Origin of the sequence: Blastococcus atacamensis, from assembly GCF_002938425.1 — a bacterium.
GTDB classification, from domain to species: domain Bacteria; phylum Actinomycetota; class Actinomycetes; order Mycobacteriales; family Geodermatophilaceae; genus Blastococcus; species Blastococcus atacamensis.
Genome location: NZ_POQU01000097.1, coordinates 1 through 12,998, shown reverse-complemented (window position 1 = coordinate 12,998; position 12,998 = coordinate 1). Strand labels below are relative to the sequence as shown.

Here is a 12,998-nt window from a genome sequence, read left to right as displayed (position 1 = left end):
GAACCCGGACGCCCGGCGGCGACACTGGAGGACATGACCGCTGCCCCGCGCCCCGGTGTCACCGTCTTCCTGACCGGCCTCTCCGGCGCCGGGCAGCAGGGGGCGGTCGGCGGCGATCCAGTCCAGGTCGTCCAGCTCGTCGGGGCCGATCCAGCGCAGCTCGGAATGCTCGTGTGCGACCGGCTCCCCGCCGGCGCCGCGCGCCGACCACACCCGCATGGTCGAGGCACCCGGCGCCCCGCCCGCGACGACGCCGTCCAGCACCACCTCGCCCACGAACGAGCCGGGGACGACGGTGATGCCGAGCTCCTCCTCGCACTCCCGCACCAGCGCCGCCAACTCCGGCTCACCGCGCTCGACCTTGCCGCCGGGGAACTCCCAGCAGCCGTCGTGGGTGCCGCCCGAGCGCTGCGCGACGAGGACGCGGTCCCCCTCGATCACCGCGGCGCCGACCACCTGCACCACGTCCAGGGCTCGTCGGGCGGCCGCCGCGGCGAAGGCGTCCAGGTGCGCCCGCATCGCCCGCTCGATCCGACGGCGCAGCACGATCCGGCCCACGGGCCCCCACGACCCTGGTTCCCAGTCGACCTGCTCCTCGACCAGCGTGCCCGCGGCGGTCGCGGAGAAGCGGCGGGAGTGGGTGACCCGGCCCGGGCCGCCGACCGGCCCGCCGGCGAACACGTCGCCCTCGGGGCGCAGCGAGCCGACCTCCTCCAGCGGGAACGGCCAGGGCCGCCCGAGAACGCGGGCGACGTCGAACGCAACGGTCAGCGGCGCCTCCACCAAGGTGGTGAAACGCAGCTGGGGCACGCGGGCATGCTCCCAGACCACGGCAGTATGGGTCCGTGCGCATCAACGCCAGGGTCGACTACGCCGTCCGCGCGGTCCTCGAACTCGCCGCGGCCGCCCCCGGCGCGCTCACCTGCGACAAGATCGCCGCGGCCCAGGGCATCCCGTCCCGGTTCCTGCAGGCGATCCTCGCCGACCTGCAGCACGCCCGGCTGGTCACCAGCCAGCGCGGCCGGGACGGCGGCTACCGGCTGGCGCTCCCAGCCTCGGAGATCTCGATCGCCCGGGTCATGCGCGTCGAGCAGGGCTTCCTCGCCGAGGTTCACGGGCAGCGCCCGGAGGAGGTCAGCTATCCGGGGGCGGCCACGGAGCTCGCCGGCGTGTGGGTGGCCGCGCGCGAGGCCTACCGCCGGGTGCTCGAGGGCGTCACCGTCGCCGACGTCGTCGCCGGGCAGCTGCCCGCGCACGCCGCCGAGCTGGTCGCCATCGACAACGCCTGGCGCTCCTTCAGCGAGCCGTCCGGCGACTGACCGGCCCCCGTCGCCGGAACCCGGACGCCCGGCGGCGACACTGGAGGACATGACCGCTGCCCCGCGCCCCGGTGTCACCGTCTTCCTGACCGGCCTCTCCGGCGCGGGTAAGTCCACGATCGCCGACGCCCTGGTGGCCCGGCTGGAGGCCGAGGGCCGGCCGGTCACCGTGCTCGACGGCGACGTCGTCCGCACGCACCTGTCCAGCGAGCTGAGCTTCTCCAAGGAGCACCGCGACCTCAACATCCGACGGATCGGCTGGGTCGCCGGCGAGGTGGTCAAGCACGGCGGCACGGTCGTGGTCGCCGCGATCGCGCCCTACGAGGCCGCCCGCGAGGAGGCGCGCCGGCTGGTCGAGAAGAACGGCCGGTTCGTGCTCGTCCACCTCTCCACGCCGCTGGAGGTCTGCGAGGACCGCGACGTGAAGGGCCTCTACGCCAAGGCGCGGACCGGCGAGATCGCGGTCTTCACCGGTGTCAGCGACCCCTACGAGCCGCCGGTGCGGGCCGAGCTGGTCATCGACACGTCGGTCACCCCGCTGACGGAGTCCGTCGCCCGCATCCGTGCGGAGATGGACCGGGCCTGACCGCCAGCTCGCCCCTGTGAGCCGGTCCACGGCGGTCCGGCGGGCCACTTGTGGCACCCTTGACGCATGACCGATCGTGGCGCGCTCCTGGTGGCGCGTCTGCACATCGATCTGGCGCGGGTCTCCAGCGCCGCCTGTCGCGCCGCGCGCTGAGCCAGGTTGACCTGCGCAGCTCCCGCTGCGTTCCGATCCAGCAGCGCCCCGTCCCCCGGCCCGGCTGCCGGACAGCGGTGAGCGCAGGAAGAAGCAAGCCACGTGAGCACCCCCACCCGCACCAGCAACCGGCCCCAGCGGGGCCAGGGCCAGTGGGCGCTGGGCTACCGCGAGCCGCTCAACCCCAACGAGCGGATGAAGAAGGACTCCGACGGGCTCGAGGTCCGTCAGCGGATCCTCGACATCTACTCGAAGGCCGGTTTCGACTCGATCGACCCGGGTGACCTCCGGGGCCGCATGCGCTGGATGGGGCTCTACACCCAGCGTGCTCAGGGCATCCCCGGCGGCAAGACCGCCGTGCTGGAGCCCGAGGAGCTCGAGGACTCGTACTTCATGATGCGGGCCCGCATCGACGGCGGGCAGCTCACCAGCGACGCCCTGCGGATCCTCGGCGGGATCAGCACCGAGTTCGGCCGGGACGTCGCCGACATCACCGACCGGCAGAACGTGCAGTACCACTGGATCCGCATCGAGGACGTGCCCGAGATCTGGCGCCGTCTGGAGTCGGTCGGCCTCTCCACCATGGAGGCCTGCGGCGACGTGCCGCGCGTCATGCTCGGCTGCCCGCTGGCCGGCATCCTCGAGGACGAGGTCATCGACGCCACCGACGTCATCGCCGAGACCGTGGCGAAGTACCTGGGCAGCCCCGAGTTCAGCAACCTGCCGCGCAAGTGGAAGACCTCGATGTCCGGGTGCGTGGACCACTGCACCGAGCCCGAGATCGACGACGTCTCCTTCGTCGGCGTGGTCAACGAGGCCGGCGAGGCCGGCTACGACCTGTGGGTCGGCGGCGGGCTCTCGACCAACCCGATGTTCGCCCAGCGGCTCGGGGTCTTCGTCCGCCCCGACCAGGTCACCGACGTCTGGGCCGCCTGCACGAGCGTCTTCCGCGACTACGGCTACCGCCGGCAGCGCAACCGCGCGCGCATCAAGTTCCTCATGGCCGACTGGGGCCCGGAGAAGTTCCGCCAGGTCCTGCAGGACGAGTACCTGAACGAGGCGCTGCCCGACGGCCCGGCGCCCGCGCCGGCCAAGCACGACCAGCGCGACCACGTCGGCGTCAGCCGGCAGAAGGACGGCCTCAACGCCGTCGGCTTCGCGCTGCGCACCGGCCGGATCAGCGGCTCGCTCCTCACCACCATCGCCCACCTGGCCGACGAGTACGGGCAGGGGCGCATCCGCACCACGACCCAGCAGAAGCTGGTCATCCTCGACGTGCCGGACGAGCGGGTCGAGGCACTGGTCACCGCCCTCGCCGAGCACGACCTGCAGGTCCGGCCCAGCGCCTTCCGCCGCGGCACCATGGCCTGCACCGGCCTGGAGTTCTGCAAGCTCGCCATCGTCGAGACCAAGCAGCACGCACAGGACCTGTACACGGAGCTCGAGAAGCGGCTGCCGGACTTCGACACCCCGATCGGCATCAACGTCAACGGCTGCCCGAACAGCTGCGCCCGATTCCAGACCGCCGACATCGGGTTCAAGGGCTCGATGGTCCGCGACGACAGCGGCGAGATGGTCGAGGGCTTCCAGGTGCACCTGGGTGGGCACCTCGGCGTCGAGGCCACGTTCGGCCGGAAGTTCCGCGGGCACAAGGTGACCAAGGCCGAGACGGCCGACTACTGCGAGCGCGTCCTGCGCGGCTTCCAGGAGCGGCGCACCCCCGGCGAGTCCTTCGCGCACTACGTCTCCCGCGCGGAAGAGGAATGGTTGCTGTGAGTGAGGAGCCGAGGTCGGGAAGGACCCGGCAGCTGCCGGTGTTCCACTGCCCGTACTGCGGCGACGAGGAGCTCACTCCTCACGAGGACTCCGGATGGCGCTGCGGCGCATGTCTGCGGGCGTTCTCGGTCCGCCTGATCGCGACGGGGGTGCAGGAATGACCGCAGCGGGAACGACCAGTTCCATCTCACCGACGCCGGAGCTCGCGGCCGACGCCGATGCCCGGTTCGAGGGCATCGCCGATCCGGTGGAGCAGGCGCTCGCCGTCCTCCAGTGGGCCGGCGAGACGTTCGGCTCGCACTTCGCGATCACGTCGTCGATGGCCGACGGGCTGCTCTCGCACCTGGCCAGCCGGGTCGTCCCCGGGGTCAACGTGGTCTTCCTCGACACCGGTTACCACTTCGCCGAGACCATCGGCACCCGGGACTGGATCAGCAGCGTCCTCCCGATCACCCTGCACAACGTCACCCCGCCGCAGACTGTCGCCCAGCAGGACGCCGAGTTCGGCCCCAAGTTGCACGACCGCGACCCCGACCTCTGCTGCGAGCTGCGCAAGGTCAAGCCGCTGGCCGAGGCGCTGGCCGGCTTCACGGCCTGGGGCTCGGGCGTGCGCCGCGACGAGTCCCCGACCCGCGCCGGTACGCGGCTGGTCGACTGGGACGCCAAGCGCGGCATGGTCAAGGTCAACCCGATGGCGGCCTGGACCCAGGACGTCGTCGACGCCTACACCGTCGAGCACCAGATCCCGGTGAATCCGCTGTTCGAGATCGGCTACGGCTCGATCGGCTGCGCGCCGTGCACCCGGCCGGTCGCTCCGGGTGAGGACCCCCGGGCCGGGCGCTGGGCCGGTAAGAACAAGATCGAGTGCGGCCTGCACACCTGAGCCGTCGCGCGGGAGGATGAGCCGGTGCCCCGCCCACCCCGCCTCTCCCCCGACGAGCTCGCCGCCGCGCTGCACGGACTGCCGCTGTGGTCGGGGAACGGCGAGGGCATCCGTCGTAGCGTCGAGCTGGCGACCTTCCGCGATGCCGTCGCGGCAATCGTCGCGATCGCCGACGTCGCGGAGGAGATGGACCACCACCCCGACGTCGACCTGCGGTACCGCACGCTGCACCTGTCGCTGGTCAGCCACTCCGCCGGCGGCGTCAGCGACCTGGACCTGACCCTCGCCGCCCGGATCGACGCCCTGCTGCCCGGCTGAGCCGGGCAGCAGGTCAGCCAGGCAGCGGGCAGAACACGTCGACCCGGTAGCCGTCGGGGTCGGCCACCGTGGCGTAGCGCTGCCCCACGGTGCGTCGTAGGGCTCCTTCACCACCGCGTGACCGGCCGCCCGCACCCGGGCCACCGTCTCATTCCACGGCGGCCGGTGAGCCGACCACCATCGCGAAGCCCGCCGCGTTGCCCGGTCTACCCGCTGCCGCCGACACCCGGCAGCCGCCGGAGGTCCCCGGGCCGCGTACGGCACGGGTCCCGACGGCGATGGTCAGCTGCCGATGCGCCCGCCGTCGCTGCGGTGGACGACGGCGACGCTGGGCCGCGGGAACGGCTTGTCCCGCCGACGGTCGGGCCACGTGCTCGTGGGCGTGTCGACGGTCGAGCCGTTCGTCTCACCCGGGTGCTGCACGGAGACGAACACCGACCTTCCGTCGCGGGTGATCAACGGCCCGCTGCACTCCGCGCCCCGTGGCACCGTCAGGAACCGCTTCACCAGTCCGCGCTCGCCGCCCTCGGTGGGAACGGCGTAGAGCCCGTCGTTGCTGCCTGGCAGTGTTCCGGGGCTCCCGTCGGTGGAGATCCACAGGTTGCCGGCCGGGTCGAACTCGACATTGTCCGGGCACGAGATGGCGCTGACCCGCGACTTGTCGAACCCGGCGAAGTAGGTGCTGGGGTCGGCCGGGTCGCCGGCCACCAGGAAGATCCGCCAGGAGAAGCGCTCCCCCGCAGCTCCCCCGGTCTCCTCCCACTCGACGACGTGCCCGTGCCGGTTGGCGTTGCGCGGGTTGGCCTCGTCCGGGCCGGCCTTGTCGGCCTTGCCGCGGTCGGTGTTGTTGGTGAGCGCCGCATACACCCGCCCGTTGACCGGGTTGACCTGGATGTCCTCGGGGCGGTCCATCTTGGTGGGCGCCGACGCCGGGCCCAGCGCACCCAGCTCGTCGGCGGCCAGCCGGGTGAAGGTGAGCACCCACGCCACGTCGCGTCCGGGCACCATCGAGCGCCCGTTCTTCACCAGCGGGATCCACCGGCCCACGCCGTCGAACTCGCGGTCGGACAGGAGCCGCCCGGTGCCGTCGATCTCGGCCGGGGAGTCGCCGGTGAACTGGGCGACGTAGAGGTCGCCCTCGTCGAGCAGGGTCAGGTTGTGCGCCCGGCTCGACCGGTCCGAGCCTGGCCGGTACTTCTTCTTCGACACGAACTTGTAGATGTAGTCGAAGCGCTCGTCGTCGCCGGAGTAGGCGACGACGCGGCCGTCCTCGGCGATCTGCACGTTGGCACCCTCGTGCTTGAACCGGCCGAGCGCGGTGCGCTTCTTCGGCCGGGACGTCGGGTCGTAGGGGTCCACCTCGACCACCCAGCCGAAGCGGTTCACCTCGTTCGGCTCGCGGGCCACGTCGAACCGCGGGTCGACCTCGTGCCACCGGCGTCCGGCCGGGGCGTCGGTGGAGATGCCGTACCGGCTCAGCCGCCGCTCGGGGTCGGGCACCGAGCCCGTCGCCGGCCCGAAGTACTGGTTGACGTTCTCCTCGCCGTGCAGCGTCGTCCCCCACGGGGTCATGCCGCCGGCGCAGTTGTTCAGGGTGCCGAGCACCGTGCGCCCGCGCGGATCGGCCGCGGTCTTCAGGTACTCCGACCCGGCCGCCGGCCCGGTGAACTCCATCGGGGTCGAGGCCGTGATCCGGCGGTTGCGCCGGCCGTTGCGGACCGGACGCCACTCCCCGCTGTTGCCGTGCCGCCGGACTTCGACCACCGAGATGCCGTGCGCCATCATCGCGATCCGCTTCTGCTGCGCGGTCGTGGGCGAGGACTCGCTCGCGACGCCGGGGAACATCAGCTGCTCGTTGGTGTACTCGTGGTTCACCACGAGCAGGGCCTCCCGGTCGTGGTCGTCCAGCGGCAGCAGCCCGATGTAGTCGCAGTTGTAGCCGAACTGCTTCGCCTGGGACTCGGGCGTCTGCCGCGCGATGTCGAAGTCCGGCGCGCCGGCCTCCACCGGGTCGCCCCACCGCATGACCACCGAGTATCGGTAGCCCGGTGCCGTGACCAGCTCGTCGAGGGTGTTCTGCTCGACCGGCCGGAAGGTCAGCGCGCCACCCCGGCCGCCACCTCCGGGCCGGCCGCCCGGGCCGCGGTCGCCCGCCGCGGCCGAGGCCACGGGGCCGACCGCGACCAGCAGGGCGCTCGCGCCGGCCGCCTTGAGCACGTTCCGGCGGCTGAACGCCGTCTGGACGACGTCGGCGAACGTCGGGTTGTCGCTCTGGTTGGGGACGGCGGCGTCGCAGGCGTTGCCGCACTTGTAGAAGCAGGTCGCGTGGCTGCGGTTGCCGTGCCGCAGGGTGTTCAGGAAGGGCAGCAGCGCACGGGAGCGGGGCTCCTGGGAATCGGTCATCGGGTCCCTCTGGTCGCGCGGGAAGCGGGCCCCCAGAGCCTTGCGGGCCCGGTCCACGCGCGGGTGGCCTCCGGGTGAATCCCCGGTGACCTCCGGACAGCGATCTCGGCGGTCAGCCGGGAACCGGCAGCACCAGGAGCCGGAGCAGGCGGTCGGCCTCGGCGTCGGGATCGTCGGTCAGGCCGGTGTGCACCGGCCCCGGCTGGATCACCGTGCTGCGCGGCGCGGTCAGCCACCGGAACCGGGAGCCGAGCGCCTCCCGCCCGGCCGCCCCGGCACCGGGATCGGCGGCGCAGACGTCGGCGGCGGCCTGCAGGGCCCGGCCGATCGCGGCCGGATCGGCGGTGGGGTCCAGCGCACGCAACCGGTCGGCGTCCAGGTGCAGCCGGGACCCCAGGTAGTCGCGCTGCCGGCAGTAGACGAGGACGCCGGCGTTGAACGACTCCCCCCGCTCGATGCGCGGCACGACGCGCAGCACGGCGTACTCGAAGGTGTCCCGCGTCATCGCTGGCTCATCCCCTCCGGCGGCGGGGGTCCCAGCCAGCCGGGTCTGTTCTCCCCCACCCGCGGGCGACGGCGCCCGGCCCCGCCGGCGGCGGCTGCCGACACCAGCCCGGGCAACCAGGCCTCGCGGGCGGCCAGCCGGGCCAGGAGCTGCCCCACGTACCGGTTGCGGACGACGTGTGCCGGCTCGTCCGGGCGCTCCCCCTCCAGCCACTCGTCGGGCACCTGCGCCAGCACGCCCTCCAGCAGCGGCCGGGTGATCCGGGAGGCCAGGGCGGCGTCCGCGGCGGGGACGTCCGGTGCGCACTCGACCAGCGCGTGCGCCGAGGCGTCGTAGGGCCGGGTGATGGCGGCCTCGGCCCCGGGCCAGTTGTGGTGGAACGTGAGGGCGGCGCCGTGGTCGATGAGCTGCAGCCGCCCGTGCCAGAACAGCATGTTCGGGTTCCGCCAGGAGCGGTCCACGTTCCCGACGAGGGCGTCGAACCACAGCACCCGACCGGCGAGCTCCGGGTCCACGCCGTCGGCCCCGGCCTCGAAGTCCAGGGCGCCGGGCAGGTAGTCCAGCCCGAGGTTGCGCCCGGCCGAGCGCTGCAGCAGCTCCTGCACCTCGTGGTCGGGCTCCCCGACCGCCAGCTCCGGCGCGACGTCCACCGTGACCAGGGCCGGCACCGGCAGTCCCAGCGCACGCGCCAGCTCTCCGCAGACCACCTCGGCGACCAGCACCCGGACGCCCTGGCCCGCGGCCCGCCACTTCACCACGTAGGTGCCGAGGTCGTCGGCCTCCATGAGCCCAGGCAGCGAGCCACCCTCGCGCAGCGGGGTGACGTAGCGGGTGGCGGTGACGGCGGGCAGCACAGTGCTGGTCAACCTACCGCCGGCAGGCCGCCGGACGTCGCCCCGACCGCGGAGCGCGCGGGGCCACCCGACCGGGGGACCGGGGCGCCGGTCGGCTCAACCACCGTCCCGCGGCGGCCGATGCCCCCGGGGACGACGAGAAGAGAAGGAGGGCGCATGGGCGTGGGCTCCCACCGCCTGGCACCGCTGCGCCGCCGTGTCGTGCGCGAGGCGCTGGCCGTCGTGGTCCTGACCGCGCTCTTCGGCGTCGCCGCCGTCGTCTGGGACCTCCCGGACCGGCTCGGCGGACCGGCCGCGCACGTCGTGCTCCTCCTCGCCTTCTCGCACCTGCTGATGATGGTGTTCGGTAAGCGGCGCTCCGACGACCTCAAGGCCGAGTTCCTCTCCCGGAGCGTCGCCGAGCAGGTCCTGCTGCACCGCGCCCGCCACGACGACCTGACGGGGCTGCTGAATCGCTCCGCGCTCGTCGAGGCACTGGACCGCGCCACCGAGGCCTGGCCGGTCGCTGTGCTGGTCCTCGACCTCGACCGCTTCAAGGACGTGAACGACACCCTCGGCCATGCCGTCGGGGACGCGCTGCTCGTCGAGGTCGCCGCCCGGCTGCGCAGCGACCTGCCCGCGGACGCGGTGCTCGGCCGGCTCGACGGCGACCAGTTCGCCGTGCTGCTCCCGGGCCGCGACCAGGCCGATGCTGAACGAGCGGCCGAGCACGCGCTGTCGGCCGTCAGCCGCCCCATCACCGTCGAGGGCGTCGTGCTGGAGCTCGAGGGCAGCTGCGGCGTCGCGATCCGGGGCGGCGCGGCCGCCGAGCTGCTCCGGCACGCGGACGTGGCCATGCACGCGGCCAAGGACGTCCATGCCGGCGTCGCCGTCTACCGGACCGCGATGGACGCCGACGGCCCGGCGCAGCTCATCCTCGTCGCCGACCTGCGGCGCGCCATCCGCGACGGGGAACTGGTCGTGCACTACCAGCCGCGGGTCGGCCTGTCCGGTGGCCGGGTGCTGGGCGTCGAAGCCCTGGTCCGGTGGCAGCACCCCGACCGCGGGCTGGTCCCGCCGTCGGAGTTCGTCCCGCTGGCCGAGCAGACCGGGCTCATCGGCCCGCTGACCGACCTGGTCCTCCGCGACGCCCTGGCCGCGTGCCGGCGCTGGCGCGACGAGGGGCTGGGCCTGACCGTCGCGGTCAACCTCTCCGTCCGTGAGCTGTTCGACACCGGCCTCGCCGATCGGATCGCCACGCTGCTGCACGACCACGACCTCCCGGCCTCCCGCCTGGAGCTGGAGATCACCGAGAGCGTCGCGATGCGCGACCCCGGCCGGGCCCTGGAGGTGCTGACCCGGCTCCGCGACGTCGGGATCGCGCTCTCGGTCGACGACTACGGCACCGGCCACGCCTCGCTGGCCTACCTGACCCGGCTGCCGGTCAGCACCCTCAAGATCGACCGGTCCTTCGTGCAGACCATGGAGCTGGACCCCAGCGACCGCACGATCGTGCGGTCGACCATCGAGCTCGCCCACGGGCTCGGGCTGCGCGTGGTGGCCGAGGGGGTCGAGACGCGAGCCGTGTGGGAGGAGCTGCGCCGGCTGGGCTGCGACGACGCGCAGGGGTACTGGCTGGCCCGTCCGCAGCCCCTCGGGGACGTCGGCCCGTGCGTGACCGCTCTCGAGGAGCGGCTCGCCGGCTCCCGCGCCGGTTGACGAGCAGGCGGCCAGACGCTCCCGCGTGGAGACTGGTGCCGTGGCGAACAGTGCACCCCCGACGACCGATGACGGCCGCTACGAGCGGCAGCCCTTCCACTTCACCGACCGGATCACCGCCGACGGCCGCGACGGCTGGCCGGCCGAGGCCGGTCGCTACCGGATCGTCGTCAGCCGGGCGTGCCCCTGGGCCAGCCGCACGCTGATCACCCGGCGGCTGATGGGCCTGGAGGACGTCGTCAGCGTCGCGGTCACCGATCCCATCCAGGACGACCGCAGCTGGCGGTTCACCCTCGACCCCGGGAACGTCGACCCGGTGCTCGGCATCGCCTTCCTGGCCGACGCCTACCACAAGGCCGACCCCACCTACGACGGCGGAATCAGCGTCCCGGCGATCGTCGACGTGCCCACCGGCGCCGTCGTCACCAACGACGTCTTCCAGGTGACGCTGGACCTGGCGACCGAGTGGGGCGCGTTCGCCCGCGAGGGCGCGCCGGGCCTGTATCCGGAGGCGCTGCGCGGCGAGATCGACGAGGTGAACGCCCGCCTGTACCGCGACCTCAACGCCGCGGTGTACGAGGCCGGCTTCGCCACCACCCAGGAGGCCTACGAGGACGCCTACACCCGCGTGTTCGCCTGCCTGGACTGGCTGGAGGAGCGGCTGGCCGGGCAGCGGTTCGTGGTGGGCGACACGATCACCGAGTCCGACATCCGGCTGTTCACGACGCTGATCCGGTTCGACGCCGTCTACCACGGCCATTTCAAGTGCAACCGGAACAAGATCACCGAGATGCCGGTGGTGTGGGCCTACCTCCGGGACCTGTTCCAGACGCCCGGCTTCGGCGACACCGTCGACCTGGACCACATCAAGCGGCACTACTACCAGGTGCACACCAACATCAACCCGACAGCGGTGGTGCCGGCCGGGCCCGACCTGTCCGGGCTGACCAGCCCGCACGGCCGCGAGGCGCTCGGCGGCCGCCCGTTCGGCGACGGCACCCCGCCGGGTCCCGTGCCGGCGGACGAGGTCATCGCCCAGCAGCTCTAGATGGGGCTGCTCCGGGCGCTGGACCCCGCCACGTTCACCGACGCGCCGTTCACCTACGCCGAAGTGGGCGCCACCGGGGACGCCCTGCTGCCGACGGGTTACCACCTGGCCGAGCACTGTGCCGTCGTCGGCTCGGGTCCGGCGGCGCTGGAGCGGGCGGCGGCCGCGGTCTTCGGCTGGCGGGCGCAGCGCTCCGTCGGGCTGCGCATCCGCGCGACCGGCCCGGCCGGCACCCCGGGCACCGTCGTCGTCCTCACCGCGGGGCTTCCCCGCCTCGGCTACGACATCCCGTGCCGGGTGGTGTGGGCGAGCACCGAGGGCGAGCTGCGCGGCTTCTCCTACGGCACGCTGCCCGGGCACCCGGAGAGCGGTGAGGAGCGGTTCACCGTCCGGCTGACCGAGGACGGCGACGTCGTCTACACGATCCGGGTCTTCTTCCGGCTCGCCTCCCCCGCCGCCCGGCTGGCCGGACCGGCGAGCCTGCTGCTCCAGCGCGCGTCGACCGCCCGGTACGTCTCGGCGATCCGGCGCGCCACCGCGGGCCGGACGTACTGACACCTAGTGACCGTCGGCGACGGCGTCACGCTCCCGCTCGACGAGGTCCTTGCTGCGCACCAACCGCAGCAGGGTGACGACCAGCAGCCCACCGGCCATGTTGAGCAGCGTCACGTACCAGAACCAGGCGAGCCAGTCGCCGTACCCGAACGGCCCGCCGGCGTGGATGCCCGCGAAGATGATCAGCGAGTCCAGGATCGAGTGGAACAGCACCAGCCCGGCCAGCACGAAGGCCCCGGCGACGGCGGCGACGATCTTCCCGCCCTCGGACTCGGCCCCCTGCTGCATGCGGGTCATCAGCGTGATGGAGCTGCCGGCGAAGAACGCCAGGCAGAGGGCCGTCAGGTCCAGCGGCGCGTCGACGAACGTGGTGGCCGACTCGACGGCCGTGGCGCCCAGCTCCGGCAGGGCGTGCACGACGACCCACATGACCAGCCAGCCACCCACGAGGTTGGCCACCAGCGTGCCGCTCCACAGCTTGGCCAGCTGTCCGACCCGTGCGCGCCCCGCGACGACGGCGGTGACCGGCATCAGGAAGCCCTCGGTGAACAGCTCGCTGCGGGCCAGCAGCAGGGCGATGAAGCCGATGCTGAACGCCAGCCCGGCCAGCAGGTGACTGCCGGTCTCGGCGTACACCGCCAGCAGCGCCACCACACCGACCCCGACCTCGAGGCCACCGGCCAGCCCGGTGGTCAGCACCTCGCGCCACGTGCGGTGCAGCCGCTGCGCCCCCTCCCCGACGATCCGGTCGAAGGCCTGCACCACCTCGTCCTCGGCGGGGGCGTCGGTCTCGCCGAGCTCCTCGCGCGCGTTCTCCACGGCCACAGGTCCTCCTCAATGTCGGGACGCCGAGGGCCGGGCTCGACGTGACGTCCGCCCGCCGCCCTACCCCCACCGGAG

14 protein-coding genes are annotated in these 12,998 nt (G+C 73.2%); 9 read left to right on the top strand and 5 right to left on the bottom strand.

All coding sequences use genetic code 11. From position 1 onward, the window contains the following. A partial coding sequence (locus C5508_RS17175; RefSeq protein ID WP_104526156.1) for a (deoxy)nucleoside triphosphate pyrophosphohydrolase occupies positions 1-810 on the bottom strand: 810 nt, incomplete at its 3' end. 35 nt (positions 811-845) lie between these two features. Here C5508_RS17175 and C5508_RS17170 point away from each other — a divergent pair. The 6 genes from C5508_RS17170 to C5508_RS17145 all read left to right on the top strand — a co-directional run bounded on the left by C5508_RS17170 (position 846) and on the right by C5508_RS17145 (position 5,035). After that, positions 846-1,319, top strand: coding sequence for an RrF2 family transcriptional regulator (locus C5508_RS17170; RefSeq protein ID WP_104526153.1), 474 nt, complete (start codon positions 846-848; stop codon positions 1,317-1,319). A 49-nt stretch (positions 1,320-1,368) separates the two neighbouring features. Next, positions 1,369-1,905, top strand: a complete 537-nt coding sequence (cysC, locus tag C5508_RS17165) for an adenylyl-sulfate kinase (RefSeq protein ID WP_104526152.1) — start codon at positions 1,369-1,371, stop codon at positions 1,903-1,905. Positions 1,906-1,971: 66 nt separating this feature from the next. Continuing rightward, complete coding sequence (locus tag C5508_RS20765) at positions 1,972-2,058, top strand: putative leader peptide (RefSeq protein ID WP_369832093.1); 87 nt, start codon at positions 1,972-1,974, stop codon at positions 2,056-2,058. Positions 2,059-2,160: 102 nt separating this feature from the next. Continuing rightward, the gene (locus tag C5508_RS17160; protein WP_104526151.1) at positions 2,161-3,834 is read left to right on the top strand and encodes a nitrite/sulfite reductase; all 1,674 of its coding nucleotides are present in this window, start codon (positions 2,161-2,163) and stop codon (positions 3,832-3,834) included. 157 nt (positions 3,835-3,991) lie between these two features. Next, positions 3,992-4,717 carry a phosphoadenylyl-sulfate reductase gene (locus C5508_RS17150; RefSeq protein WP_104526149.1) on the top strand — a complete coding sequence of 242 codons (726 nt, stop codon included), beginning with the start codon at positions 3,992-3,994 and terminating at the stop codon, positions 4,715-4,717. Between the two features lie 24 nt (positions 4,718-4,741). Continuing rightward, a complete protein-coding gene (locus tag C5508_RS17145; RefSeq protein WP_104526148.1) occupies positions 4,742-5,035 on the top strand; it encodes a 4a-hydroxytetrahydrobiopterin dehydratase in 294 nt (97 codons plus the stop codon). 282 nt (positions 5,036-5,317) lie between these two features. On the opposite strand, the gene C5508_RS17135 is transcribed toward C5508_RS17145, so the two are convergent. The 3 genes from C5508_RS17135 to C5508_RS17125 all read right to left on the bottom strand — a co-directional run bounded on the left by C5508_RS17135 (position 5,318) and on the right by C5508_RS17125 (position 8,809). After that, entirely contained in the window at positions 5,318-7,438 is a 2,121-nt protein-coding gene (locus C5508_RS17135) for a PhoX family protein (protein WP_104526155.1), read from the bottom strand. A 112-nt stretch (positions 7,439-7,550) separates the two neighbouring features. After that, positions 7,551-7,943, bottom strand: coding sequence for a DUF3037 domain-containing protein (locus C5508_RS17130; RefSeq protein ID WP_104526147.1), 393 nt, complete (start codon positions 7,941-7,943; stop codon positions 7,551-7,553). Next, complete coding sequence (locus tag C5508_RS17125; RefSeq protein ID WP_232797237.1) at positions 7,940-8,809, bottom strand: HipA family kinase; 870 nt, start codon at positions 8,807-8,809, stop codon at positions 7,940-7,942. The genes C5508_RS17130 and C5508_RS17125 overlap by 4 nt, the downstream gene beginning before the upstream one ends. 144 nt (positions 8,810-8,953) lie before the next feature. On the opposite strand from C5508_RS17125, the gene C5508_RS17120 reads away from it, so the two are divergent. The 3 genes from C5508_RS17120 to C5508_RS17110 are packed head-to-tail and all read left to right on the top strand — an operon-like array spanning position 8,954 to position 12,098. Further along, on the top strand, positions 8,954-10,495 hold the full coding sequence (locus C5508_RS17120) for a putative bifunctional diguanylate cyclase/phosphodiesterase (protein ID WP_198598153.1): 1,542 nt from the start codon (positions 8,954-8,956) through the stop codon (positions 10,493-10,495). A 40-nt stretch (positions 10,496-10,535) separates the two neighbouring features. Continuing rightward, positions 10,536-11,543 (top strand): glutathione S-transferase family protein, encoded by a 1,008-nt coding sequence (locus tag C5508_RS17115; protein WP_104526154.1) that lies wholly within the window; start codon positions 10,536-10,538, stop codon positions 11,541-11,543. Then, entirely contained in the window at positions 11,544-12,098 is a 555-nt protein-coding gene (locus C5508_RS17110) for a DUF1990 family protein (RefSeq protein ID WP_104526144.1), read from the top strand. It begins immediately after the preceding gene. A 3-nt stretch (positions 12,099-12,101) separates the two neighbouring features. Here C5508_RS17110 and C5508_RS17105 read toward each other — a convergent pair whose 3' ends face one another. After that, positions 12,102-12,923, bottom strand: a complete 822-nt coding sequence (locus C5508_RS17105) for a formate/nitrite transporter family protein (protein WP_104526143.1) — start codon at positions 12,921-12,923, stop codon at positions 12,102-12,104. Positions 12,924-12,998: the final 75 nt, after the last annotated feature.

What these genes read in the sequence shown, in the direction of transcription:
- C5508_RS17135 (WP_104526155.1), bottom strand. Translation starts at nt 7,438, where the DNA reads ATGACCGATTCCCAGGAGCCCCGCTCCCGTGCGCTGCTGCCCTTCCTG.
- cysC (WP_104526152.1), top strand. Translation starts at nt 1,369, where the DNA reads ATGACCGCTGCCCCGCGCCCCGGTGTCACCGTCTTCCTGACCGGCCTC.
- C5508_RS17120 (WP_198598153.1), top strand. Translation starts at nt 8,954, where the DNA reads ATGGGCGTGGGCTCCCACCGCCTGGCACCGCTGCGCCGCCGTGTCGTG.
- C5508_RS17110 (WP_104526144.1), top strand. Translation starts at nt 11,544, where the DNA reads ATGGGGCTGCTCCGGGCGCTGGACCCCGCCACGTTCACCGACGCGCCG.
- C5508_RS20765 (WP_369832093.1), top strand. Translation starts at nt 1,972, where the DNA reads ATGACCGATCGTGGCGCGCTCCTGGTGGCGCGTCTGCACATCGATCTG.
- C5508_RS17130 (WP_104526147.1), bottom strand. Translation starts at nt 7,943, where the DNA reads ATGACGCGGGACACCTTCGAGTACGCCGTGCTGCGCGTCGTGCCGCGC.
- C5508_RS17150 (WP_104526149.1), top strand. Translation starts at nt 3,992, where the DNA reads ATGACCGCAGCGGGAACGACCAGTTCCATCTCACCGACGCCGGAGCTC.